General features: G+C 31.7%; 24 protein-coding genes. 22 read left to right on the top strand and 2 right to left on the bottom strand.

The genetic code is table 11. From position 1 onward, the window contains the following. The first annotated feature begins 468 nt into the window (after positions 1–468). Genes B5X81_RS11665 through B5X81_RS11645 form a run of 5 tightly spaced genes read left to right on the top strand, consistent with a single transcriptional unit; the run spans position 469 to position 6,295 of the window. Complete coding sequence (locus B5X81_RS11665; protein WP_079491923.1) at positions 469–1,143, top strand: aspartate/glutamate racemase family protein; 675 nt, start codon at positions 469–471, stop codon at positions 1,141–1,143. Continuing rightward, a complete protein-coding gene (locus tag B5X81_RS11660) occupies positions 1,140–2,231 on the top strand; it encodes an S-methyl thiohydantoin desulfurase domain-containing protein (RefSeq protein WP_208985043.1) in 1,092 nt (363 codons plus the stop codon). Before B5X81_RS11665 ends, B5X81_RS11660 begins: the two co-directional genes overlap by 4 nt. A 17-nt stretch (positions 2,232–2,248) precedes the next feature. Further along, on the top strand, positions 2,249–3,178 hold the full coding sequence (locus B5X81_RS11655; RefSeq protein WP_079491921.1) for a DUF1177 domain-containing protein: 930 nt from the start codon (positions 2,249–2,251) through the stop codon (positions 3,176–3,178). A 4-nt stretch (positions 3,179–3,182) separates the two neighbouring features. Further along, complete coding sequence (locus B5X81_RS11650; protein ID WP_079491920.1) at positions 3,183–4,691, top strand: AroM family protein; 1,509 nt, start codon at positions 3,183–3,185, stop codon at positions 4,689–4,691. A gap of 11 nt (positions 4,692–4,702) precedes the next feature. Next, positions 4,703–6,295, top strand: coding sequence for an OPT/YSL family transporter (locus B5X81_RS11645; protein ID WP_079491918.1), 1,593 nt, complete (start codon positions 4,703–4,705; stop codon positions 6,293–6,295). Positions 6,296–6,382: 87 nt separating this feature from the next. Here B5X81_RS11645 and B5X81_RS11640 read toward each other — a convergent pair whose 3' ends face one another. Then, entirely contained in the window at positions 6,383–8,029 is a 1,647-nt protein-coding gene (locus tag B5X81_RS11640) for a PucR family transcriptional regulator (RefSeq protein ID WP_079491917.1), read from the bottom strand. Between the two features lie 480 nt (positions 8,030–8,509). Between B5X81_RS11640 and B5X81_RS11635 the strand changes: the two genes are divergently transcribed. The 3 genes from B5X81_RS11635 to B5X81_RS11625 all read left to right on the top strand — a co-directional run bounded on the left by B5X81_RS11635 (position 8,510) and on the right by B5X81_RS11625 (position 11,275). Continuing rightward, positions 8,510–9,163, top strand: coding sequence for a (Fe-S)-binding protein (locus tag B5X81_RS11635; protein WP_079491915.1), 654 nt, complete (start codon positions 8,510–8,512; stop codon positions 9,161–9,163). Between the two features lie 166 nt (positions 9,164–9,329). Then, positions 9,330–10,790 (top strand): DNA-3-methyladenine glycosylase 2 family protein, encoded by a 1,461-nt coding sequence (locus B5X81_RS11630; protein WP_079491914.1) that lies wholly within the window; start codon positions 9,330–9,332, stop codon positions 10,788–10,790. Beyond that, positions 10,790–11,275, top strand: a complete 486-nt coding sequence (locus B5X81_RS11625; RefSeq protein WP_079491912.1) for a methylated-DNA--[protein]-cysteine S-methyltransferase — start codon at positions 10,790–10,792, stop codon at positions 11,273–11,275. The genes B5X81_RS11630 and B5X81_RS11625 overlap by 1 nt, the downstream gene beginning before the upstream one ends. A gap of 117 nt (positions 11,276–11,392) precedes the next feature. Here the strand turns inward: B5X81_RS11625 and B5X81_RS11620 are convergent, their stop codons facing one another. Beyond that, positions 11,393–11,644 carry an aspartyl-phosphate phosphatase Spo0E family protein gene (locus B5X81_RS11620; RefSeq protein WP_079491911.1) on the bottom strand — a complete coding sequence of 84 codons (252 nt, stop codon included), beginning with the start codon at positions 11,642–11,644 and terminating at the stop codon, positions 11,393–11,395. A 479-nt stretch (positions 11,645–12,123) separates the two neighbouring features. On the opposite strand from B5X81_RS11620, the gene B5X81_RS11615 reads away from it, so the two are divergent. From B5X81_RS11615 to B5X81_RS11555, 14 genes are all read left to right on the top strand, one after another. Next, a complete protein-coding gene (locus tag B5X81_RS11615) occupies positions 12,124–12,324 on the top strand; it encodes a hypothetical protein (protein WP_079491909.1) in 201 nt (66 codons plus the stop codon). Positions 12,325–12,511: 187 nt separating this feature from the next. Then, positions 12,512–14,128, top strand: coding sequence for an ABC-F family ATP-binding cassette domain-containing protein (locus B5X81_RS11610; protein WP_079491908.1), 1,617 nt, complete (start codon positions 12,512–12,514; stop codon positions 14,126–14,128). Between the two features lie 103 nt (positions 14,129–14,231). Beyond that, positions 14,232–15,467 carry an ATP-binding protein gene (locus B5X81_RS11605; protein ID WP_079491906.1) on the top strand — a complete coding sequence of 412 codons (1,236 nt, stop codon included), beginning with the start codon at positions 14,232–14,234 and terminating at the stop codon, positions 15,465–15,467. 5 nt (positions 15,468–15,472) lie between these two features. Continuing rightward, entirely contained in the window at positions 15,473–16,375 is a 903-nt protein-coding gene (locus tag B5X81_RS11600) for a DNA-binding domain-containing protein (protein WP_079491905.1), read from the top strand. 129 nt (positions 16,376–16,504) lie between these two features. After that, a complete protein-coding gene (gene gltS / locus B5X81_RS11595) occupies positions 16,505–17,701 on the top strand; it encodes a sodium/glutamate symporter (protein WP_079491903.1) in 1,197 nt (398 codons plus the stop codon). Between the two features lie 260 nt (positions 17,702–17,961). Beyond that, entirely contained in the window at positions 17,962–18,630 is a 669-nt protein-coding gene (locus B5X81_RS11590) for an alpha/beta fold hydrolase (RefSeq protein WP_079491902.1), read from the top strand. A gap of 1 nt (position 18,631) precedes the next feature. Continuing rightward, the gene (locus B5X81_RS11585) at positions 18,632–19,975 is read left to right on the top strand and encodes a CCA tRNA nucleotidyltransferase (protein ID WP_330397372.1); all 1,344 of its coding nucleotides are present in this window, start codon (positions 18,632–18,634) and stop codon (positions 19,973–19,975) included. 135 nt (positions 19,976–20,110) lie between these two features. Beyond that, positions 20,111–20,278: a hypothetical protein gene (locus B5X81_RS27430; RefSeq protein WP_170917388.1), complete on the top strand. Its 168-nt coding sequence runs from the start codon at positions 20,111–20,113 to the stop codon at positions 20,276–20,278. Positions 20,279–20,332: 54 nt separating this feature from the next. Then, on the top strand, positions 20,333–21,478 hold the full coding sequence (locus B5X81_RS11580) for a hypothetical protein (protein ID WP_079491900.1): 1,146 nt from the start codon (positions 20,333–20,335) through the stop codon (positions 21,476–21,478). Between the two features lie 567 nt (positions 21,479–22,045). After that, positions 22,046–22,714 carry a BofC C-terminal domain-containing protein gene (locus tag B5X81_RS11575; protein ID WP_170917387.1) on the top strand — a complete coding sequence of 223 codons (669 nt, stop codon included), beginning with the start codon at positions 22,046–22,048 and terminating at the stop codon, positions 22,712–22,714. Positions 22,715–22,875: 161 nt separating this feature from the next. Beyond that, positions 22,876–23,367, top strand: a complete 492-nt coding sequence (gene ruvC / locus B5X81_RS11570) for a crossover junction endodeoxyribonuclease RuvC (RefSeq protein WP_079491897.1) — start codon at positions 22,876–22,878, stop codon at positions 23,365–23,367. 93 nt (positions 23,368–23,460) lie between these two features. Then, entirely contained in the window at positions 23,461–24,063 is a 603-nt protein-coding gene (gene ruvA / locus B5X81_RS11565) for a Holliday junction branch migration protein RuvA (RefSeq protein WP_079491896.1), read from the top strand. Positions 24,064–24,081: 18 nt separating this feature from the next. Continuing rightward, a complete protein-coding gene (ruvB, locus tag B5X81_RS11560) occupies positions 24,082–25,134 on the top strand; it encodes a Holliday junction branch migration DNA helicase RuvB (protein ID WP_079491894.1) in 1,053 nt (350 codons plus the stop codon). Then, the gene (locus B5X81_RS11555; protein ID WP_079491893.1) at positions 25,113–25,325 is read left to right on the top strand and encodes a DUF2905 domain-containing protein; all 213 of its coding nucleotides are present in this window, start codon (positions 25,113–25,115) and stop codon (positions 25,323–25,325) included. The genes ruvB and B5X81_RS11555 overlap by 22 nt, the downstream gene beginning before the upstream one ends. Positions 25,326–25,344 lie beyond the last annotated feature (19 nt).

Here is a 25,344-nt window from a genome sequence, read left to right as displayed (position 1 = left end):
AGATGTATGCCCTTAAAAGTTTAATTTACGGTCTTGGCCACTGAGAATCCTTTTGGCTCATGTAATAAACCTGTTTTAGATAAATAATAAAAAGGATAAACAGGTTTATAAAAATCGCTCAAAAGGAAACCTCAGAGGCCACTTCCCTTCTTAAGTTTTATTGGCGTATATCTATATAAATGGAAATTTTTATAAAATGACCCTTCTAAATTCGTAAATTTTATAGATTGAGATAATTGATATTCTTAGAGTCCAATATGGCATATAATTTTCCTTAAAAATTACTGACCTACCAAAGATATTTGAAAATAAATATCGAATATTATGTTTTCCCAAATTTATTTTAAATGACAATATTGTTTCACTATCTAATTAGACTTCAATTTGCAATAACATATAAACTATAACAATACCTGGAATATTCAAAATATTCCCAATATATCAAACTGTACCAAGGAGGTGAAATCAATGGATAAATTAAAGCTAGGTGTATTGAGAGTCTTGACAACCGATGATGAGAATATACTGAATATCCATGGGGAATTGTTAGAAAAATACTTCCCCGAAGTAAAAACAGAAACAAAATGTATACCTGACCAGCCAAATGGAATATATGACGATGAATCCCATAAAATTGCAGTACCTAAAATAATATCTTTAGCAAAAAGATGGCAAGAAAGTTTAGATGGTCTAATTATTAGCTGTGCAGGGGACCCTGCTGTAGAGGAATTAAAAGGGATTCTTTCTATACCAGTAACTGGAGCTGGAACCCCAACTGCAGCCTACAGTCTTAATATAGGGAAAAAGGTAGGGGTTATAGGCATAGGAAAAAAAGCTCCACAGAGCTATATTGAGGTATTGGGAAATAATTTGATTGGATACGAAAAACCCCATAATGTAAAGAACACCAATGATCTTCAAACAAAAGAAGGAAAGAAAGAAATAATTAGATCAGCCCAAAAATTAGAAGAAAAGGGCGGGCAAGTAATAGCTTTTGCTTGTACTGGTTTATCGACTGCTAAGGCCTCATTATTATTAAAGGAACATATCAGTATACAAGTTATAGACGCTGTGTTTGCTGAAGGGCTAATGATGATTGGAATGTGTAGATACAGAAAAGTTTTTGGAGGTGATAATCTATGAAAGAAACATATACAATAGAGCTTACTAAAGAGATAGGTAGAGCTGCAGTATATGGTGGAGTCTTCTTGGGCGGTGGTGGTGGTGGATCCTTGGAAAATGGTCTTAAAGCAGTAGATGAAGCGTTAGAATTAGGAAAGGTAAAGATTATATCCATAGATAAATTACCTGATAATGGGAAGATTATCACTGCTTCAGCTGTAGGCTCTCCAGCTTCTAAAGAAGGATATGTATCTCTAGAACACTGTAAAAGGGTTTATGAATTATATGAAAAAGTATCTGGAGAAATAATTCAAGGAATTATAACCAATGAAAATGGTGGGCACTCTACTACAAATGGTTGGATTTTATCTGCAATTACTGGAAAACCGATTATTGATGCTCCTTGTAATGGAAGAGCCCATCCTACTGGAGCCATGGGAAGTATGGGACTTAGTACTAAACTAGGATACAAAACATGGCAGATAGCAGCTGGAGGCAAAAAAGAAACAGAAAAAAATCTGGAGATAGCTGCATATGGTGGACTTAAATTTACATCGAAATTAGTCAGGGAATCAGCTGCTCAGGCCGGTGGATTAGTAACTGTATTGAGGAACTGTGTAAATGCTGGTTTTGTAAAGAAAAATGCAGCAATAGGAGGACTGATGCAGGCTATAGATATAGGTAATGTATTTGTTAAAAATGAAGGAAAAGTAGATAAAATATTAAATAAATTGTCTGAAGTATTAGAAATTGAAGTAATTGCTAAAGGATATGTTGATTCTTGCCATTTGAAAATAAAGGGTGGATTTGATGTTGGCAATGTAAATATCAGAGCCAATGAAAAACTGGTTTCCCTTACTTTTTGGAATGAGTATATGACTATTGAAAGCTCTGGTCAAAGATTAGCCACATTTCCCGATTTGATTGCGACCATGGATGCTGATACTGGAAAGGTTAAGACAAGTGCCCAAATAAAAGAAGGTGACAATATTATTTTAATTAAGGTACCTAGATCCAATCTAATCCTTGGAAAAGGTATGTATGACATAGATTTATTTAGAGATGTTGAAAAGATTATTAATAAACCAATGATTAAATATATTTTTTAGTTTAGGAGGAATATTATATGTTAAAACAAGTGGTAGATATGTATGAGCTCCTTGATAAACCAAATGCTAGTGGAGAAGAGGTTGCTGACTTTTTAAGAAATGAAGGAGCAAAGGAAGTGATAGTGGAGCAGGTAAAGGGTGAAAAGGGAAGTACTGACTTTATAAAGGTAGTTATTGAAGGTAGTGCTGGTAAAAGGAAAGGAGGAAATGTTCCTACTCTTGGAATTATAGGAAGACTAGGTGGATTAGGAGCAAGACCAGAAATGACTGGCTTTGTATCCGATGGAGATGGAGCTTTAACGGCATTATCCACTGCTTTAAAATTAGTTAAAATGCATAGTCACTCAGATGTATTAAAGGGAGATGTAATAGTAACAACCCATATTTGTCCTAATGCTCCTACCAGACCTCATAGGCCTGTGGCTTTTATGGATTCTCCAGTGGATATGGAAACCATGAATAGACTTGAGGTTGATGAAGATATGGATGCAATATTATCTATAGATACAACCAAGGGCAATAAAGTGATAAATGGAAGAGGATTTGCTATTTCTCCTACGGTTAAGGAAGGATATATTTTAAAAGTCAGTGATAGCTTATTAGATATTATGATGAGAACAACAGGAAAGATGCCTAAAGTATTTCCATTATCACAGCAGGATATAACTCCCTATGGAAATGATTTGTATCATTTAAATAGTATATTGCAGCCTGCAACATCTACCTTGGCACCAGTAATTGGAGTGGCAATAACTACAGAAGTACCAGTTGCTGGATGTGCCACAGGAGCCACCCATCCTATTGATATAGAAATGGCCGCTAGGTTTGTACTAGAAGTAGCAAAGGATTTTGGAGAAGACAAATGTGAGTTTTACAATAAGGAAGAATTTAATAGGATAGTTAAACTATATGGGAATTTGAAAAAGTTCCAGACTATGGGAGAGTAGAAAAATGAAGATACAGTTTACCTTATTAGTTGAGGAATCAAAACAATTGATAGCTTTAGGAACCATGAAACATCCAAAATTGAAAGGAGCATATGAAAAGGGAAAAATTGTTTTGAAGGGTGGTACAACGGTATCTAGAATATCTGAATTCATGCTTAATACCCCCTTAAGAATATGCGGAAGAATTACTCAAAGGGGAACAGTATCATCTTTAAGTGATTCTCGAAAGCCCCACACTATACTTGTAGAAAATGGAAAGTGGAGAAATATAGATGAAGAAGTAGCTGAAGTTATGAAAGAGTTAAGTTCAGATGACTTAATTGTATGTGGTGCTAATGCCTTTGATAGTAATGGTAAAGCAGCCCTTATGGCAGGAAGCCCAGGTGGAGGAAATATTGGACAATCCCTCAGCTCGTGGTATACAGAGGGGATACCTGTGCTCATTCCAGTAGGTATAGAAAAAATGATCCCCGGGAATTTAGATGAAATAATAAATAGAAGTGGCAGAAAAGGAAAGGATGTTTCTACTGGCATGGCAGTTGGACTATTTCCTATTAGTGGTGAATTAATAAGGGAAATCGAAGCAATAAAATATTTGGCCAATGTTGAATGTCAAGCTGTAGGTTCCGGTGGGTTGAATGAAGCTAATGGTAGTGTGACCCTAGAAGTATGGGGAAGAGATGAGGAAGTAAATAAAATATTAGAAGCAGTAATGGAAATAAAAAATGAAAGAAAATATATATCTGGCACTAGAGAATCCCTTGTAGAATGTGAGGCACCTTGTAAAAGCTGTAAAAATCATATTGGATGCGGATATAAAAGTGGATTATTAAAGGAAGAAAAGAGAAAAAAGCTAGGGATTATAACTATAGGACAATCACCTAGAAATGATTTAATTCCCGATATAGAAAATATTTTAAATAAGGAAATATTATTAAAGCAGTGTGGTGCTTTAGATGAGTACAAATATGAAGAAGTATTAGAAAAATTTTCCCCTCAAAAAGGTGATAGTGTATTGGTTACAAGGATGAGGGATGGAAGACAGGTAAGAATAGGGGAAAAGTATATTATAAATTTATTGCAAAAATGTATAGACAAGCTTGAAATAGAGGGTATAGAAACAATTTTGCTATTGTGTACTGGGAAATTTCCTAAGTTTAAACATAATTCTTTGCTAATAAAGCCCCATGAATTATTGCATACAACTGTTTCTAAGCTTGCAGCAGGAGAAAAAATTGGGGTAATACTACCCCATGAAGATCAGATTACTCAGGCAATAGAATGGTGGAAAAATGGGGAATCAGAAATTAGCATTGAAATAGCTTCTCCCTATGGGGATGTAGAAAATGTGAAAAAAGCTGCACAAAAGCTTATAGACAAGGATGTAAAATTTATTTTCATGGATTGTATGGGTTATACAGGTGAAATGAAGGAATTGGTAAAGGGCATAACAGGTAAGTATGTGATTTTACCTAGAACATTAATTGCTAGGATGATTAATGAAATTTGTTAAGGAGGATTACTATGTTGAAAAATAATGAGAACAATATGTCTAAGAAACATCCTTCAGCATTTGAACCGGCAACAATCGCTTTAAATATAATTGTTTCAGTATTAGGTGCAATTATTGGGCTTGAGTTGATTACAAGGTTGGGAATCAGCACTAATACTTCTATTGTTGGGGCATTGTTAGCAATACTTATAGCTAGAATACCACTAAAAATATTTAGAAATTTTAAAGATATTAATAGACAAAACTTGATTCAAACGTCTATTTCTGGAGCTACTTTTTCAGCAGCTAATGGGTTATTACTGCCTATAGGAATTCCATACTTAATGGGTAGACCTGATTTAGTAATGCCTATGCTAATAGGAGCAATTTTAGCAGTTATAACCGACGCAACTATTCTTTATTTTAGTTTTGACACAGAGGCATTTCCTGCTAAAGCTGCATGGCCTCCTGGAATTGCAGCGGCAGAGGCAATTTTAGCAGCTGCGCAAAAGGGAAAGAAAGCAATGATGTTATTGTATGGCATAGCAGGTGGTATTGTGGGCAAATATCTGGGTATTCCCACTGATGTATTTGGTGTTACCTGGATAGGAAATGCATTTGCATTATTGGCATTTGGTGTAGGCTTAATAGTTAGAGGATATGTACCTAAGTATTTTGGAATTGATCTGGATGCTATATATCTACCCCATGGAGTTATGATAGGAGCAGGACTTGTTGCTTTAATTCAAATAATTAAAATTGTTACTTCTAAATCTGATGATAGTGATACACCGGCAGGATTTACCAGGTCATTAAAGGAAATGAAAAGAGGCTTAGGAAGAGGATATATAGCATATTTGGCAATTGCTTTGATTTTGGCACTAATTGGTGGGATTGCATCTGAAATGTCTATGGGAATGTTAATACTTTGGATAGTATTTGCAGCACTGGCTGCAATAGCATCTGAGCTGATAGTTGGAATTGCAGCTATGCACTCTGGATGGTTTCCAGCTTTTGCAACGGCATTAATATTTTTAGTTATTGGAATGTTAATAGGATTTCCACCACTGGCTTTGGCGTTATTAGTAGGATTTACCGCATGTACAGGACCAGCTTTTGCAGATATGGCCTATGACCTTAAAGCTGGATGGATACTAAGAGGTGAAGGGAAGGATTCGGAATTTGAAAAGCAAGGAAGAAAGCAGCAGTATTTTGCTGAATTATTAGGATTTATTGTTTCTTTTATAGTAGTTGCTATTGCTTATAGATTTTACTTTGCACAGGATTTATTTGCACCTGTAAATAGGGTATATGTTGCGACAATAGAAGCTGGCGCAAGTATGGCGGTTGCTAAAAACCTTCTGATCTGGGCTATACCTGGTGCAATAATACAATTTTTAGGGGGACCAGATAGACAGCTGGGAGTATTATTTGCTACTGGGCTTTTAATTAATTTCCCTGTTGCAGGAATAACAGTTATAATTGGCCTGATAATTAGATATTTAGTTGTAAAAAGATATAAAGAGGAAGGGCAAAGTGCTTTATATGTACTTGGTGCAGGTTTTATAGCTGGTTCAGCAATATACAGTTTCTTCTCATCAACATTAAAACTTGGGAAAAAATAGTATTTAGCAAAGTTTAGAAAAGTATAGATTTCTTATAGAGATGCCAGAAAGCAATTATGCTGCTGGCATCCTTTTAAGTTATATTTTCTATTTATTTTTATACAACTCATATATATCCATTAATTTTAAAGACAATTGCAATAATAAACTTCCCTCAGATGAAGTCGGATCTATTGCTGTTAATAGAGAAATTTTTTTTAATCTACTGTAAAGGGTATTTCTATGGATAAATAAATCCTTAGCTGTTTTCTGGACATTGCTATTGTTTTGATAAAATAATGCCAGGGTCTTTATTAGCTGAGCGTTATTGCTTTTGTCATAATCAATTAGTTTTTTTGCTGACCCTTCAAAGATATTTTCTAAAAGGGGATGATTTCTAAACTCAAATAAAATATGATATAGTTTAAAATCATTATAATGGTAAATAAAGGATTTGTCTTTCATGATTTTAGGTCCCAGTTTTATGCTCAAAATTGCTTCTTTATAGCTCTTGTTGACTTTTTCCAAGTTATCATATATATCTCCAAATCCAATTAAGATTGAAATTCTTTTATATAGAAATTTAAAGCTCTTTAGAAAATCATCAGACCATTTTGAATAATTTGCTTGTATATTTGAAATATCCAAATCTTTTTCAAGATTTAAAAGAAAAATACCTTCATTATTGTTAAAAATAATTTCTTCATAACTATTGGGCATGGGATTGTTATTTATATATGTTAATAATTTGTTTTTGTAGGCTTGATAATCTATTTTACAAGTGCTGTTTTCAATATACACTATCATTATCATTCTATTGAGATTTTCTTCTAAATTAAAATAATCTATTCCACTTTTAATAATAGATTTAGAAACATAGTTTCCCAATATTAGATTTTTAAAAAAATCATTTCTGATTAGTAAAGAATCTTGTCTATTTTTCTTCTTGGATAATAATGATATAATTACGTAGGGTACTGATTGATTTAAAACCAGCTTGTCTAATTTGTTTATTTCATGCAATGAAAAAGTACATAAATAGCCTATGATTTCATCGGCATTTATTAATGGAAATATAATGAAATTATAGAAATTATCATTAATTTTAATAGATGAACTATTATTAATAAGTTTTTTATAATCCATCTTTATATAATTTGATATTTTAAAAATTATTGATAAATCTTCTCTATTTTTTTCGCTAATATTATATTTTAGGATATTAAAATAGCTGTCGAATATTACTATAGAATTATTAGTATAGCATGAGATTACTGCTAAGGTATCTTCTATATTATTTTTATTGTAGCATGTTTGTAAAAGACTACTTCTAAGCTGATCCAGCATTTTAAACTCATAATTCTCTTGATTCATAAGCTTTTCCATTATAGGGTGGGTAATGTCTCTATAGCCCAGCTTAACAGGAAACTCCAATAATGGAAAGTTTGATTTTTCTGCAATATCTAAGGCTCTTTGAGGTATTTTTTTTATAAATCTTCCTATTTTTATTACTAGCCCAGCTGCTTTATTTTCTATTAATATTTTTAAAGCCTCAGATATTTCTTCGGGGGTATTTCTAAAGCCAAATCCTGTAGATATTAAAAGCTCACCTTCCTTTACCCAGTAGACGCCATCGGGAGCTTCCATTACCTGAACATTCGTGATTTGTCTATCTAGTCCGTTAAAGCCTGCTAATACTTTTATTTCACTCAAATTTCTATTTAAATTGAAAAGATCTTTTACTGTTAGAATCATAAGATCACCCCATTGGAAATAAGATAGGTCTGGATATTTAGGTAGAAATGTATAAATAAAATTATACCATAGTTAAAGTTTCAAGCCTAATACTATATTATATAATATACTATATAAATACAATGCACTATCCGAAAATCTCTTGTTACAATTAACAGATTTATTTATTCTATAAATATAAAGTTTATTATATAGTGAAACAAATTCAAAGGTGTTTATAAATTAAGATTTACTATTGGAAAATCTACGGCCTTAAAAGTTTAATTTGCGGTCGTAGCCACTGAGAATCCTTTTGGCTCATGTAATAAACCAGTTTTAGATTGAATAACGAAAAGGATAAACTGGTTTATAAAAATCGCTCAAAAGGAAACCTCAGAGGCTCCTTCCTTTATTAAGTGTGATTGTCATATATCTATAGATATTCCAGTAAAACAATTAATTTATACATATCAAAATTATATTGTATATGGAGGTTTTAAAATGAATATAGTATTTGCACCGGGATGTGCTTTGATGATTTATAAACCATTATTAGCAGATAGGCTCCTTAAATATTTAAAAGAAAATAATGATTGTAAGGATAAGCATTTGATTTGTTGCAGACATGAACCGAATCTTAAAAAGGGAACAAAAATTATTAATGTATGTTCCGGATGCCATAAGAGGTATAGTGAGCTTTATGATGGAATTTCAACTATTTCCTTATGGGAGGTTTTAGCTGAAAGTGAAACCTTTCCATTTCCTGATTACCGTGGAAAAGCTATGACCATACATGATGCTTGTCCAACTAGAACTAATGGAAAAGTTCATAAAGCAATCAGAACATTATTGTTTAAAATGAATATTAAAGTTGTTGAACCAGAGAGAACTAGGGAAAATGGAGTGTGCTGTGGAGATAGTTTTTATGGTTTTATGAGTAACGAAAAGGTTAAGCATCAAATGAAAAAAAGAGCAGATGAAATGCCTTTGGAAGATGTGATAGTACACTGCGTTTCCTGTGTGAAATCAATGATTAATGGTGGTAAGACACCACGGTATCTAATTGATTTACTCTTTAATGAAAAAACCCATGGAGGCCAATGTGAGCCAAGGGAATGGCATGATATTTTGGACAAGTTTATTAGTGAACACTAATTTAACCCGTTGTGCTAGTAAATTGAGGAAATTGCATAATTCTAACTTGGCTGGGTTGCATATGGGAATATTATCCTTAATTTAATTATTTAGAAGAACTAGCATAGCCAGTTGATTTAGGCCATAGGTAGAGACAGTTTATTTGTAAGGAGGGAAAAAGGTTATTATGGACAATAGTGTATATCATACAGCCAGAATAACAAAAGATAAAAGCTTTGATGGAAAGTTTTTCTTTGGTGTAAAAACTACAAAAATTTTTTGCAGACCATCTTGTCCAGCACCTGTTGCCAAGGAAGAAAATGTTGTTTATTTTGACACAGTATTCGAGGCACTTGAACAAGGTTTTAGACCTTGCTTAAGATGTAGACCTGATGTGAATGTAGAATATTATAATGGGAATATTGATGGTGCTTCAATAGTGAGCTCAGCACTTGAAATGATATATAACGGCTATTTAAATTATAATTCTATTAAGGATTTGGCAAAGGAGCTTTTCATATCAGCTAGACATCTAAGAAAGCTATTTGTTGAAAATTTGGGTATCCCTCCTATTAAAATAGCTAAGTATCATAAATCAATCTTCGCAAAAAAATTATTGCTTTTCTCCGATTTATCCATAACTGAAATTGCGTCTGCTGCTGGATTTGGTTCAACGAGACAATTTAACGATGTTTTTAAAGAAATATTTGGTGTAACGCCTACCATGGTAAGAAAAGGAATCACAGATAAAGAGAATAACTATGGGAAAATGAAGCTTTTGATTTATTACGAAGAGCCATTTAATTTCAATAAAATATTATCCTTTATGAAGGATAGAGCAATAAAAGGGATAGAAACTATTACAGAAAATACTTATGGCAGAACTTTTAGAATTAATGATACAAGAGGATATTTTATTGTTACCAATAACACTAAAAAATCAGCTTTGGAGCTAAATATAAACTGTGATGATATAAGATGCTATATGGCGATTTATAATAAAGTTCGTAGGATGTTTGATATTGATAGGGATTTCAAAGTAATCAGAGAAAAGCTTTCTAAGGACGAAATACTATTAAAGGGTATGGAAGGTGGACAGGTACCAAGATTACCGGTGGCTTTTGATGCCTTTGAACTTACCATAAGGGCAATACTTGGTCAACAGATAACAGTAAAGGCGGCTACAACTTTGGCTGGAAGAATTGTAGAAAAGACTGCAATCAAAAGTAGTCCAAATTATCCAGAAGGACTTGACTATTTTTTCCCTAATCCATGGGAACTTCAATCTGTTGATCTTGACGGCATTGGGATAACTAAGACGCGACAAGCTACAATAAAAGCGGCCACAAGCAGCATTGCAAATAAGTCAATTAGCCTTAGTGCTAATCAGTCTTTTGAAGAGTTTTATAAAGATTTTTCAGCAATAAAGGGAATAGGTGATTGGACAGTAAATTATGTTGCCATGAGGGGGCTGGGAATGGTGGATAGTTTTCCCTTTAAGGATTTAGGCGTTATTAAAGCACTTACAAAGGATGATATAAAGCCATCTCCTAAACAGATTGTAGAGATGGCAGAAAAATGGAGGCCCTATAGGGCTTATGCGACTCTTTGTTTATGGAATTATGCAATAAAGAAGGGGAGAACATAATGTATTATACAAGGTTTAATACAAGTTTTTGTGAGATTATTCTTGTGGGAGATAAGCTGGGACTAAGGAATTTGCATTTAAATACTGGAGAAGGTAATAGAAGCTTTGAAATATCAAAGAATTGGATTTTAAATGATGATTTTTTTGAGGATTCGATTTGTCAAATCAAAGAATTCCTTTGTGGAAAGAGAAAGGTATTTAATATCAAGCTTAATCTGGAGGGAACGGATTTTCAAAAAAGTGTTTGGAAGGAGCTGTGTAAAATACCCTATGGAAGGACTACTACATATAAGGAAATAGCAAAAAAATTAGGTAATGAAAATGCTTCAAGAGCAGTTGGTGCAGCCAATGGCAAGAACCCCATACCCCTTATAATACCTTGCCACAGGGTAATTGGTTCAAATGGTAAGCTTACTGGTTTTGCCTATGGTATTGCCATTAAAGAAAAAATCATAAACCATGAAAAATCAAAAATAGGAGAGTAGGGATGAACCATAATATTTTTATGTGAACACAGTTGAAGGAAGTTTAAAATAGAAGAAGTTTAAAAATGAGGAGGCCTTTGTACTATTTGCCCCTCATTTTTAAATCATTTCTTCTGGCTATATCTTATTTTTTTGATAATATTTTGTGATGAGTACATCAAGCTCTTGACTAGCTTTTAAAGCTTCTCTACTGATGACAATGTTTTTCTTTTTGTCAAATCCTGCAATCTTGCACATCTTGCTTCTCATATTATTGATGGATTCTTTTATTTCTTTTAGCTCTTCCTTTAAAGGCGTATCTTTTTCCTTTTGGGAAAGGGTGGAATGATCTTTTTTACACCCTTTCTCTTTTAAATCATTGTAAGACATATATATTTTCCTCTCAAAATTTGTTTTGAGAGGAAAATTAAAAAAGTGCACGGCAGGGCTGTACAGTCCTACACGCACACTTTATGTTATTGAAAAAATTTACAGAATGAGTTATAATAACATAAGGTTGCTATGATAGCTTAACGCTATCTTTGTAGGTAGTCTTCGTACCTGCATGGGCTTGTGAGTGCTCCACCACTCACAAGCTATGGCGACCTTTTTAATTTTCCTCTATATAGATTATACTATTTTTGGGGAAAAATGCAATAATATTTAAAAATTTCATGAATTAAATCGAAGGAGCAGGAAGGATTTTGAGTAGGTGAATAATTTAACCATTTGTTGTGTAATTTACTCAAATATTAAAATAAGATTAACGTAAGGAGATAATTATTTTTACTGTGATAATTAGCATTGCTAACAACTCCTTTAATTTGGTATAATGTACATAAGAATAGGAAGTGTATAAGGTGGAAAATATGGTATATAATCTAGAGAAAACATTAGATGATATAGAACGAAAGGGAATAGAAAAAGGAATAGAGAAAGGAATAGAGAAAGGAAAAGTAAAAATAGCAAAAAGACTTTTAAAGATGGGCCTATCGACAACGCAGGTGTCAGAGGCGACAGAATTGGAGACTAAGATAGTAGAAGAGCTTAAAGAAGCAATATTAAATTAGAGTATTTACTTGTAATCTCTATTAAAAGCATGAAATCCTTAAAGTGATTTTCTCAAGCTTGATAATTTCCAAAAAAAATGTATAATAGAATGAGCTTAATAAAATTGCACAGTAGCTTGTGCAATTTTTTGTGTATAAAAACCGAAAGGAGGACGTTATACAAATATAGGATGTATAACAAATCAATTTGATTACAGTTACAGGAGTAGGACTAAGATTTGGAGATAAAAAATTATTTGAAGATGTAAATGTAAAATTTACCCCAGGAAATTGTTACGGTGTAATAGGAGCTAATGGTGCAGGTAAATCAACTTTTCTCAAGATTTTGTCTGGTGATATTGAACCGAATACAGGGGATGTATCTATAACCCCAGGAGAAAGGCTTGCGGTATTAAAACAAAATCATTTTGAATTCGATGAATATACTGTATTGGATACAGTAATAATGGGATATAAAAGACTTTATGAGATAATGAAGGAAAAGGATGCCCTTTATCAGAAGGAAGATTTTAGTGAAGAAGATGGAATTAAGGCATCTCAGCTTGAAGGGGAGTTTGCAGAATTAGATGGCTGGGAAGCTGAGGTGAATGCAGAGAAGCTATTATTAGGTCTAGGAATAGGCAAGGAGCTTCACTATAAAAAAATGGAGGAATTGAAGGGCAGTGAAAAGGTCAAGGTGTTATTGGCTCAGGCTCTTTTTGGTAATCCTGATATTCTCTTGTTAGATGAGCCTACAAACCATTTGGATTTTAAAACGATAAATTGGCTAGAGGAGTTTTTAATAAATTATGAAAATACTGTTATAGTAGTATCCCATGATAGACACTTTTTAAATAAAGTATGTACCCATATGCTGGATATTGATTTTGGAAAGGCAAAGCTATTTGTTGGGAACTATGACTTTTGGTATGAATCCAGTCAATTGGCATTGAAACTTATGAAGGAGCAAAATAAGAAGAAGGAAGAAAAGATTAAAGAGCTTCAGTCCTTTATAGCTAGATTTAGTTCTAATGCTTCAAAGGCTAAACAAGCTACTGCTAGAAAGAAGCTTTTAGATAAAATAAACATAGAGGATATTCAGCCATCGTCAAGAAGGTATCCCTTTGTTGGAATTACTCCAGATAGGGAAGCTGGAAAGGATATTTTAACCGTTGATGGAATAAGTAAAACTATTGATGGGGTTAAGATATTAAATAATATTTCATTTACCTTAGCCAAGGGAGATAAAATTATTTTACTTGGAAGAAATGAGCTTGCAAAAACAACTTTGTTCAAAATTTTAGTGGGTGATATGGAGCCCGATGAAGGTACTTTTAAGTGGGGAGTTACTACTACAAGGGCATATTTGCCAAAGGATAACTCAGAGTATTTTGAGGATGTGAATTTAAATATAATTGATTGGCTCAGACAATATTCCCAGGAAAAATCCGAGACCTTTATTAGAGGCTTTTTAGGCAAAATGTTATTTTCCGGTGAGGAGCCTTTAAAAAATGTTAATGTTCTTTCCGGTGGAGAGAAAGTAAGATGTATGTTTTCAAAATTAATGCTGTCCGGTGCCAATGTTTTGCTGCTTGATGAACCAACAAATCATTTGGACTTGGAGTCTATTCAAGCTGTTAATGATGGACTTATAGCTTTCAAAGGCACTATGCTTTTTACATCCCATGATCATAAGTTTATTCAGACAATTGCTAATAGAGTAATGGAAATAACTCCAAAGGGAATTTTTGATAAAAAAGTCACATTCGATGAATTTTTAGAAGATGAAGAAACTCAAAATTCAATTGATAAAATGTATAATTAAAAGATTACACCTTCTTTAATAAAAAATATTTTATGATAAGAAGGTGTTTTTTTAATTAAATATAGTAAAATATAATTTAGGGAAGAATTGAAGGGAGGTTTGTATGTCTAAAGCTAAGAAATATTTATTAGCAATAATAGCAGTGGCTTTTTTAAGCGAAATATATTTTTTTCCTTTCACAAGTGAACTAAGATTTTCTGTAGGAATTATTGCGTTAAATTTGATTATTTTAATAAATGACGATATATCTGAATTAAGGCTTTCTATTTTGTGTGGAATAGCGGTCTTTGTAATTAGAAGCATTTTAGTAGTACTATTTCAATCTATTACAATTCAAGGAGCTATATTCCTTGATTTTCCAGCTTTGATTTATTATATGGTTTTTGGATTTCTTGCCTTTATTACAAAGGTGAAAAAGGATAAGGAAAATCTTATTAAGACTATATTTTTGTTAGCCTTTATAGATTCCCTTAGTAATGTGGCCGAAACTATAATGAGAAGTAATATTTCATTTAGTGTAGTTAAGATTATTGTACTGGCAGGCATTATCAGAAGTTTTATTGCATACTTTATATATTGGTTTTATAAAAAGCAGGAGTTATATATATTGGCAAGGGAGCATCAAAAAAGGTATATACAATTAAATAAATTAGTATCGGATATTCAAGCGGAAATGTTTTATCTAAAAAAATCTATGGTGGATATAGAAGATGTAATGAGTAAAAGCTATAATTTGTATGAAAGCTATAAAGAAGATAAGATTTTAAGGGAAAAGACTTTAAACATTTCCAGAGAGGTACATGAGATAAAAAAAGATTATTATAGGGTTTTAAAGGGCTTTGAAAGTTTCTTGAGAAATTTTGAAAATGACGATAAAATGACATTAGCAGATGTTTTTGGAATTATTAGAGATAATACCAATAGATATCTTACTGAAAATAATAGAATTGTAAAAATGCATTTTAAGTTAAAGGACAATTTCATACTTAAAAATTATTATTATTTATTTTCAATACTCAATAATTTGATTATAAATAGTATAGATGCCTGCATGGATAATGATTCCATTAAGATAGTCCAATGGAGTGACGAAGAAAACATATATTTTGAGGTCATAGATACTGGAAATGGTATTGAAGAAGAAATTCTTCCCTATGTTTTTAATCCTGGTTTTACTACAAAATATGATCAAGTAACAGGAAAACCATCTACTGGTATAGGCCTTTCCCATATTAAGAATATTATGGAGAATTTAAAAGGTGATATAGAGATTACATCTAAAATTAATAAAGGAACCACAGTCAAATTGATAATACCAAAAAATTCATTAAGCGGGTGATATTTATGGACAAGACTTTTCTAATAATTGATGACGATGTAAATATCAGAAAGATGATGGCCTTCTTAATACGTAAGAATAATCTTGGAAGGGTAGTAGCTGAATTGGAGAGTGGTGAATATGCAGTAGAAGAAATTCTATTTTATAATCCCGATATAATACTTATAGATTTACTTCTTCCAGTTAAGGACGGTATAGAAATAACTAAATCGGCTAAGCTTCAAAATTACAAAGGTAAATTTATAATGATATCTCAGGTTGAAGATGAGGAAATGGTTTCAAAGGCCTATGAAAGTGGAATATTATTCTTTATTAATAAGCCAATTAATAATATCGAAGCAATTAATGTTATAAAAGGGGTGTGTAGAAACATTGATTTAGAAAGATCTGTGGCATTAATAAAAAATGCTGTTTTAGACATTGATGGGGTGAAAAAATCAAAACCAATGAAACGGATGTCTCTAGATGACCAAATAAAAAATATATTTACCGATATAGGAATCATAGGTAGTAGCGGTACAAATGCCTTGAAAAAAATCATTATAAAAATAATTGAAATAAAGAAAATGAATCCTTCATCGACTTATAAGTTACAAGAATTATATGAGGAAATTTCAAAGGAAGAAAGCTTGGAATCCAATCATAATATAAATAGAAGAACTATAGAACAAAGAGTTAGAAGATCAATTCAAAAATCACTTCAAACTATAGCGGAATTAGGACATGATGATTACTTTAACAGTAAGTTTACTGAATACAGCACTAGTCTATTTGATTTTAGGCAAGTTAAGCAAGAAATGCGATATATCAATAATCCCAATGAAGATAGAGGAAAGATTAATATTAAAAAATTTATTGAAGGAGTAATTTCTAAGTTGAATTATCAGAAAGATGATATCACTACTTAATTATAATTGAAATATTAGAAAAATCAAAAAAACCAGCGTAGCATTCTGTCGAATTTAATGAGAAATTGTTGTGCCTCCGTATAATATTATTAAAGGGATTAATGTATAAGATAAATGGAGGTATGAGATATGACGTTGAGTTTAGATGTGGTTCAAACCCTTTCATTGGCAATACTTATTTTACTTTTAGGACAGGGGATTAAGAAAAGAGTAAATTTCTTAGAAAAATTTTGTATACCAGCTCCTGTTATTGGAGGACTAATATTTGCAATTCTAATTTTAGTGTTCAAACAAACAAATATTCTTACAATTGAAATGGATATGACACTTAAATCATTATTTATGACAGCATTTTTTACAACTGTTGGATTTACAGCAAGCTTTAAACTACTTAAAAAAGGCGGAATACAGGTTTTATTATTCCTAATATTAGCGGTAATTTTAGTGACTCTGCAAGATGTGGTTGGTATAGCTTTGGCAAAGGTTTTCAACTTGAATCATCTTATAGGACTTAGTACTGGTTCTGTTCCCATGACAGGAGGACATGGAACGTCAGGAGCATTTGCGCCTATATTTGAAGAATCTGGAGCCATGGGGGCGACAACTGTGGCTATGGCATCGGCAACCTTTGGGTTAATTATGGGAAGTATGCTTGGAGGGCCTATAGGAAAACGATTGATCGAAAAAAATAATCTTTTAAACAAGGAAAATAATGAAGCTTTGTTTCACGAGGCTTCTACTTCAGAGAATAAGGAAGCTAGAGAAATAAATGCAAGTTCTTTCATGTCAGCAGTTTCACAAATTATTATTGCTATGGGACTTGGAACTATATTATCAATATTACTGGAAAAAACTGATTTGACTTTCCCTCCATATATTGGAGCTATGTTTGCAGCTGCAATTATTAGAAATATATCTGATTTTACTAATACTTATAAAGTTTATGAAAAAGAGATAGATATTATTGGAAATACTTCTCTATCTATATTTTTAGCAATGGCTTTAATGGGCTTGCAGCTATGGCAATTATCTGATTTGGCAGGTCCACTGGTTATAATGCTTATGGCACAAGCTTTACTTATGGGATTATTTGCTTATTTTGTAACATATAATATTATGGGTAGAGACTATGAAGCAGCAGTTATGGCTTGCGGTCATTGTGGGTTTGGAATGGGAGCCACACCCAATGCTATGGCAAATATGGACGCTCTTTCAAGTAAGTTTGGATCTGCTCCAAGGGCATTCTTCATATTGCCTCTAATAGGCAGCTTGTTTATAGATTTCTTCAACGCAGGTATTATTACTTTCTTTATGAATTTATTTTAAAAAGAGACGAAGAAGATAGGAAAAACTCTAATGAAAATTTTCATTAGAGCTTTTTTAATTCTATAGATATTCCAGAAAAATAATTAATTTATGCATATTAAACATCCTTAGAAACAATGGATATTTTGATATGCATAAATTGAGGTTTACTATGGGAAATCTATATTATCATTTATTTTTAAAATTGATATAGTATAATTAAAGATAAACAAGATTAATATTTAAAGAATTTTTACTTTGGAACGGAGTGCAATGTTTTTATGACCAAGATATCTGTATTAGTTCATGGATATAATAAAAATAAAAAAGATATGTATACTCTAGGCTCAAATCTTGAGAAGCTAGGGCATAGATGTATTATAGTAGACTTACCCTTAACATATAAGGAGATTGACTATGCACTATCTGTATTTGAAAAAAATATAGAGGAGATTTTAAATGGATTAAGGGAAAATGAAAAAATAAACTTGATTGGTCATAGTACAGGGGGGTTAGTAATAAGAAAATTTCTGTTAAATACTAAATATATTGATAGGATTAATAGTTGTGTTTTAATTGCTACTCCTAATAATGGAAGTGAGCTTGCAGATATTGTAGCAAAACGCTTTAAGCTTTTTACAAGCACCTATAAGACCTTAAAGTCATTGAGAACTGAATATGTGAAGAAAATAGGGTTTATAAAAAATGATAAAATTAAAGTTGGTGCCATAGCAGGGAATAAAAGCAGGCTTTTAATCGGTAGGTTTTTATCTGGTGATAATGATGGAAGAATTAAAACAAGCTCTGTGCATCATGAGGGCTTAAGTGACATAATAATATTACCCTATGGGCATAAGGAAATACATTATAAATGGGATACTGCAAAATTAGTAGATGCTTTTATTGAAAAAGGTAAATTCCCCCATGAAAATTTGAAGGCAGGTTATTAAAGTGAATATACAGCTTCCTAAAGAAGTCAAAATTATATTAGATATGTTATATAAAAATGGATATGAAGGATATGTAGTTGGTGGATGTGTTAGGGACAGTATTATGGGTAGAGTTCCCAATGACTGGGATATTTGCACCGGGGCTGAGCCTAATGTAATGCTTGATATCTTTAGTCAGTTTAAAGTAATACCTACTGGATTAAAACATGGTACTGTTACAGTTCTTATAGACAAAAAGGCATTTGAGGTGACCACCTATAGAATAGATAAGGATTACTTAGATGGAAGACACCTAAGGGAAGTTGAATTTACCAATGATTTAAAAGAAGATTTAAAGCGAAGAGATTTTACTATTAATGCTATGGCCTATAATGAAAAGGAAGGATTAATAGATTACAATAATGGTTTGTCTGATATATATAATAAAATAATAAAATGTGTGGGAAATCCTACAATAAGATTTAATGAAGATTATCTTAGAATGTTGAGAGCTGTTAGGTTTTCAACCCAATTGGATTATGAATTGGATATGGAAACCTTTGAAGCCATAAGAAATTCAGCAAAAAATATTCTAAAAATTAGTAAGGAAAGAATTAGGGATGAAATTAGTAAAATTTTATTAGCCCAAAATCCATCTAAAGGATTTATATTGTTAGAATCAACTGGATTATTACAGTATATTATTCCTGAACTTAAGAAATGTGTTAATTTTGATCAAAAAAATCCTCACCATGATAAAGACGTTTTTTATCATATTATGGCTGTATTAGACAATACAGAAAGTGATCTGGTTTTGAGGCTGTCAGCATTATTGCATGATATTGCCAAGCCAGAGTGTTTTTCTGTTGATGATAGAAATATAGGACATTTCTATGGACATCACATGGAGGGGATGGAATTAGCTGGGAAGATATTAAAAAGACTTAGGTATGATAATAAGACCATAAAAGCAGTAAAAATGTTAATTAGAGAACATATGCTAAGACATGAAGTTGTTACTCCAAGGGCAATGAAAAGATTGATAAATAGAGTTGGTAGGGAAAATATTGATAAGCTATTTAAACTTCAAAGGGCAGATGTCAAAGGCGGTAAAACTCCCTGTGATTTTAGTAATATTAATAAAGCTAAGAAGATTAGTGAAAAAATATTAAATGAAAAACACCCGTTAACTGTAAAGGATTTAGATATAAATGGACATGATTTAATGAAAATCGGTGCTCGGCAGGGTAAAGAAATAGGAATTATTCTAAATAAATTATTGAATATGATATTAGATAATCCTGATTTGAATAGAAAAGATATTTTAATATCTAAAGCAAAGAACATGTTAAAGTTGCGGTCGTAGCCACTGAGAATTCTTCTTTTAAAGGTAGACTTTTTTGAAACACATCACGGAAATTATAATTATTATAATTTGATAAGTTTATGATTTCCTTTATTAAGTTCTATTGGGGTAGATATATAAAAGGAGTGATTGGATATGTTTTTTAAAAAGAAAAAGAAGGCTTCTAAAAAGGGAAATCAAGAGCCTAAGGAAAAGGAATTATCAGATATTTTTGAGGAAAAGAGTAAAAAAAGTGATAAATTAGAGAATGTGTCGGATGAATTAATTGCAAAGGCTATTAAGGATTTATTAGGGAAGGATTAAAAATTTATGGGATAAAAGTAAAAGGGTTGGTTTAAACAATAGGGGGATTGAAAAATGCAAAGTAAAAAAGGTAGCAAAAATAGAATTGTAAAAATTATTGTATTATTGTTACCATTATTAGTAATTTTGTATAGTAGTAGAGATGAATTTCTTAATAAAATAAGTAACTTTGGAATTGCTGAATTCTACAGTCAGAAGTTTAATGAAGCTTTTTTGTATATAAGATTATATGATATGGATGATAATAATGATAAAGAAATTGTAAGGTTGTCGGAGAAGAATAAATCTTTATCAATAAATATATATGACTGGAAAAATAATAAAATTGAAAAAATAGATAGCTTTGTTTTAGAGGATAAAGAAACACGTATGATAGATTGGGAAATAGAAGATTTAGATAATGATGGGATGTTTGAAGTAATTGTAAGCTTAGAACAAGGGAAAGAATCAGAAATTAGAATATATAAGAAAATCAATGATAAATTCAATATGATAGAAGCTTTAGACTATAAACGTGATATTGAAGTCATAGAGGATAGGGATGGTAAAAAAGAGCTTATATGTTATTATAGCGGAAAAATAATATCCTATTCCTTTACTGATGGTGAATTTGTTAAAAACTATGATGATCAAATTAGCACAACGGGATTGGGATTAACAAAGGCTGATTTTAATGGAGATGGTTTTGATGAATTGTATTTTATTAAGGATGAGGGAAATGGAACTAAAGAATCAAAATGTATATTCATTGAAATAGAGCGAAGGGATGAAGGGATTATTGAATCTGAAGCTGGTGAGATTGATATTCATTCAAAGACTTTATATTATAGAGAGCCCCATAATTTTTTAGTCTATGATATGGATGAGGATGGAAAGGATGATATTATCTTTCAAACAAGAAGTAGGTTAGGAATAGAACCTTGGATGGATACCTTCACTTTAAAAGATAATAAATGGATAAAAATATACAGTGGTGGTCATTTGAAGGATTTAGGAAGAGATGATATTTGGGATATATCCTTTTTAAGCAAAGGTGATATAAATGGTGATGGAGTAGAAGAGCTTATAATGACAGGAGATGCTAAAAGCAAATATTATGATGAGCGAGAAGGTGAGCCGGTGGATTGCAAAGTATTTTTTTATGAGATAGAGCCACATAAATTTAAGCTTAATGGTTTTTTTCAAAGATTATTAAGATAGATTAATTTAATAATACAATATATATAGATTTCTCATAGTAAAACTTAATTTATACATATCAAAATATCCAGTGTTTCTAAGGATTTTTGATGTGTATAAATTAATTGTTTTACTAGAATATCTATAGATAACTCACCTGATTTTCTCTACTACATTTTTTCTGGAAAATTTATAATATTTTAGAGCTGGTTATTTATATTATGCAATTTTCCCAATTATTATTTATTGTATAAAAAGACCCCAATGTTTTTTTCACATTGGGGTCTTTCCGTTTTTCTTAAGTAAAATGGAAATTACAAAAAAGAAAAAATGAACCAAAGTAGGTTCAAAAGTACTGCATGCGTGTTTAAACATATTATAATATAATTCTACCCAATGTGACATGAAATGTCAACATAAAAATTAAAATTATCAAAAAATGTCGATTAATTGTAAAAGATATTAAAACAAAATTCTAATTCCATAATTTTGTATAAAATGTTTTAAAATGGCTAAAATACTAAATGACATAGAATAGTACCCTAGATTAGCATATATAACTTTCAAATATGAAAGGAGGAAATAATATTGTATTACAGGAAAAGAAGAAATAGAGGTGGTATAGTATTTGTGGTTTGCATTTTGCTTCTTTTTGCTGGGTTTACCTATGGATATATATCCAATAATAAGAAATTGAACAGACCCCAGAATATTAGTAAAACAGAAGATAATAGTAAAATAGACAAAAACAATCCCACTAATAATAAAAATAATGAAGATCTGCAAGGTGAGGCAGCTGATATAGTAATTAAAAATGATGAAGATAAAATCACAAATCCTAATGAAGAAGTAAATGAGGATTCAGAGATTGTTTTCAATACCTATTATGCAAAGACTGGTGAAGTAGAAACTAAAAAGGCCAAGATTCCTGTTAATGTAATAGGTGTGAATTTAAATGAATTTAGAGAATATATTGAAAGTAACTATGAGAATTGGCAATTAAGAAGTATTTCTACTGAATCCGCCTCATTGTTCAGGGAAGTAGATGGCTATAACCCTAATTATTATTTTGTTCAAAACAAAGATGGATACATAGTGGTGTATAAGATTGATGAGTCCGGTAAAAAGGTACTATATGAAGAAACGGATATATCAATATCAACCCTAAGTGAAACTGATAAAGAGAAACTAAATAAAGGGATATTAGCTAAAAGTCAAGAAGAGTTATATAGAATTATAGAAGATTATAGTAGTTAGATGTACTAATTGGTACATCTTTTTTTATTATTATATAGATTTCCCATAGTAAAACTTAAGATATATTTCAAAGAAAATAATGAAGATAAAAGAAGGAATTCATAGTTTTTTTATCGAATATATGTTTGTGTTACTAATTTTTATAATGGAGGATATTAATAATGATTATTTTAGGAATTGACCCAGGAATTGCAATACTTGGATATGGTATAATAGAATATAATGGTAACTCCTTTAAGACATTGGATTATGGTGCTATACTTACTGATTCTAAGCAAGCTACACCCGATAGGCTAAAGAAGATTTACAGTGAATTGGAAAGAATATTGGATACTTATAAACCCGATGCAGTTGCTATTGAAGAATTGTTTTTCAATAAAAATGTTAAGACTGCCATAGCAGTAGGACAAGCCAGAGGAGTGGCAATTTTAGCTGCTGCCAATAAAAATGTAGATATTTTTGAATATACTCCCCTACAGGTAAAACAAGGTGTAGTTGGCTATGGTAGAGCAGAAAAAAAACAAGTTCAATTAATGGTGAAGACCTTTTTAAATCTAAAGGACATACCTAAGCCCGATGATGTTGCAGACGCATTGGCCGTTGCCATAAGCCATGCTCATACCGGTAGAATGGGTAATATATACAAACTATAATATAAATATGTTATTATAAAGAGAAGCAAAAATGTTTAAAATTAGAAATATTTGAAATCTTGTTTAGGACTTAAACATAAAGAGGTGATATAATTGATAGATTTTATTAAAGGAAAAATAGAATACATAGGTCAGGATTATGTTGTGATAGAGAATAATTCAATTGGTTATAAAGTACTTACTTCTGCCTATACAGTTGCTGACTTGAATGGTAAGAGTGATAATGCTATAGTATATACTCAGATGATTGTTAGGGAGGATGATATCAGCCTTTGTGGTTTTAGCACCAGAGCAGAGCTTAAAGTATTTGATTTGCTGAGAACAGTTAAAGGTGTTGGAACGAAAGTGGCTTTAGGAATATTGTCTTCTTTGCCATATGTGCAATTATTAAATGTTTTGTCAGCTGGTGATGTAACTAGCTTGACCCGTGCACCGGGAATAGGAAAGAAAACCGCCCAAAGAATTATTTTAGAGCTAAAGGATAAAGTAGATAAAAGTGATGAATTTAAATCTTTAGAATCCATTGATTTTGAAAAAAATATAATAAATATGAATACAGAAAATGATGAAGCTATTGAAGCTCTTGTGTCGTTAGGTTATAGTAAAGTTGAAGCTCAAAAAGCAATGAAGGGTATAGACGATAATCTTCCAATTGAGGAAATGATAAAGCAGGCTTTAAAGATGCTAGTAAAATAGGAAGGATGATGGATTGAAATGGCCAATGAATTAGATGAAAATAGAATAGTAACTCCAACCTTAAGGGAAGATGATAATGAAGTAGAAGGAAGCCTAAGACCCAAAAGCCTGAAGGAATATATAGGACAAGACAAGGTAAAGAACAAATTAAAAATATTTATAGATGCTGCAAAGATGAGGGGAGAAGCCTTGGATCATGTGCTTTTATATGGACCACCAGGACTTGGAAAGACGACACTTTCAAATATAATTGCAAATGAGATGGGTGTAAATATAAGAATCACCTCTGGCCCTGCTATAGAAAGGCCGGGGGATCTAGCTGCAATACTTACCAATTTAATGGAGAATGATGTTTTGTTTATTGATGAGATTCACAGGCTTAGTCGTAGTGTTGAAGAGGTTTTATACCCTTCTATGGAGGATTATGCTCTGGATATTATTATAGGAAAGGGTCCTAGTGCCAGATCAGTGAGGATAGAACTACCTAAGTTTACCTTGATAGGGGCCACAACAAGGGCTGGAATGTTAACATCTCCTTTGAGAGATAGATTTGGAGTAATTTGTAAGTTGGATTTGTATAGTAATAAGGATTTAAAAACTATTGTCCAAAGATCTTCTAAATTATTGGATGTACCTATTAGTGATGAAGCTGCTCTAGAAATAGCCAAAAGGAGTAGAGGAACTCCAAGGATTGTTAATAGGTTATTAAAAAGAGTAAGGGATTTTGCACAAGTTGTTGAAGATGGATATATAAATCTTGATATTGCAAAAAAAGCCTTGAAGATGTTAGAAGTAGATGATTTAGGACTGGATGGAGTTGACAGAAAGATACTTGTATCAATGATAGAAAAATTCGATGGAGGTCCAGTTGGATTAGATACATTATCTGCATCTACCGGCGAAGAAAAAAATACTGTAGAAGATGTTATTGAACCGTTTTTGTTACAATTAGGATTTATTAAAAGAACTCCTCGGGGTAGAATATTAACTAGAAAGGCCTATGAGCATATGGGATTAGATTTTCACCAAAGAGATGGAGATGAGAAACTATGGGATCTATTGGAAAAGTAATTATTTCTCTTGGAATCACTCTTGTGATCATAGGTATGATAATTACCTATGGCAGTAAATTAGGTCTTGGACGCTTACCTGGGGATATTTTTATCAAAAAAGGCAATGTAACTTTTTATTTTCCAATATTAACATGTGTTATAATTAGTATTATTTTAACATTAATAGGAAATCTATTTTTTAGAAGATAATTTATAAATTCTAATAAAG

This window comes from Maledivibacter halophilus (assembly GCF_900167445.1).
Classification (GTDB): domain Bacteria; phylum Bacillota; class Clostridia; order Peptostreptococcales; family Caminicellaceae; genus Maledivibacter; species Maledivibacter halophilus.
This window is presented reverse-complemented; position numbering and strand designations above follow the sequence as displayed.

Excerpts from the sequence above, each read along its gene's own strand:
- B5X81_RS11665 (WP_079491923.1), top strand. The coding sequence starts at position 469 with ATGGATAAATTAAAGCTAGGTGTATTGAGAGTCTTGACAACCGATGAT.
- B5X81_RS11660 (WP_208985043.1), top strand. The coding sequence starts at position 1,140 with ATGAAAGAAACATATACAATAGAGCTTACTAAAGAGATAGGTAGAGCT.
- B5X81_RS11655 (WP_079491921.1), top strand. The coding sequence starts at position 2,249 with ATGTTAAAACAAGTGGTAGATATGTATGAGCTCCTTGATAAACCAAAT.
- B5X81_RS11650 (WP_079491920.1), top strand. The coding sequence starts at position 3,183 with ATGAAGATACAGTTTACCTTATTAGTTGAGGAATCAAAACAATTGATA.
- B5X81_RS11645 (WP_079491918.1), top strand. The coding sequence starts at position 4,703 with ATGTTGAAAAATAATGAGAACAATATGTCTAAGAAACATCCTTCAGCA.
- B5X81_RS11640 (WP_079491917.1), bottom strand. The coding sequence starts at position 8,029 with ATGATTCTAACAGTAAAAGATCTTTTCAATTTAAATAGAAATTTGAGT.
- B5X81_RS11635 (WP_079491915.1), top strand. The coding sequence starts at position 8,510 with ATGAATATAGTATTTGCACCGGGATGTGCTTTGATGATTTATAAACCA.
- B5X81_RS11630 (WP_079491914.1), top strand. The coding sequence starts at position 9,330 with ATGGACAATAGTGTATATCATACAGCCAGAATAACAAAAGATAAAAGC.
- B5X81_RS11625 (WP_079491912.1), top strand. The coding sequence starts at position 10,790 with ATGTATTATACAAGGTTTAATACAAGTTTTTGTGAGATTATTCTTGTG.
- B5X81_RS11620 (WP_079491911.1), bottom strand. The coding sequence starts at position 11,644 with ATGTCTTACAATGATTTAAAAGAGAAAGGGTGTAAAAAAGATCATTCC.
- B5X81_RS11615 (WP_079491909.1), top strand. The coding sequence starts at position 12,124 with ATGGTATATAATCTAGAGAAAACATTAGATGATATAGAACGAAAGGGA.
- B5X81_RS11605 (WP_079491906.1), top strand. The coding sequence starts at position 14,232 with ATGTCTAAAGCTAAGAAATATTTATTAGCAATAATAGCAGTGGCTTTT.
- B5X81_RS11600 (WP_079491905.1), top strand. The coding sequence starts at position 15,473 with ATGGACAAGACTTTTCTAATAATTGATGACGATGTAAATATCAGAAAG.
- gltS (WP_079491903.1), top strand. The coding sequence starts at position 16,505 with ATGACGTTGAGTTTAGATGTGGTTCAAACCCTTTCATTGGCAATACTT.
- B5X81_RS11590 (WP_079491902.1), top strand. The coding sequence starts at position 17,962 with ATGACCAAGATATCTGTATTAGTTCATGGATATAATAAAAATAAAAAA.
- B5X81_RS27430 (WP_170917388.1), top strand. The coding sequence starts at position 20,111 with ATGTTTTTTAAAAAGAAAAAGAAGGCTTCTAAAAAGGGAAATCAAGAG.
- B5X81_RS11580 (WP_079491900.1), top strand. The coding sequence starts at position 20,333 with ATGCAAAGTAAAAAAGGTAGCAAAAATAGAATTGTAAAAATTATTGTA.
- ruvC (WP_079491897.1), top strand. The coding sequence starts at position 22,876 with ATGATTATTTTAGGAATTGACCCAGGAATTGCAATACTTGGATATGGT.
- ruvB (WP_079491894.1), top strand. The coding sequence starts at position 24,082 with ATGGCCAATGAATTAGATGAAAATAGAATAGTAACTCCAACCTTAAGG.
- B5X81_RS11555 (WP_079491893.1), top strand. The coding sequence starts at position 25,113 with ATGGGATCTATTGGAAAAGTAATTATTTCTCTTGGAATCACTCTTGTG.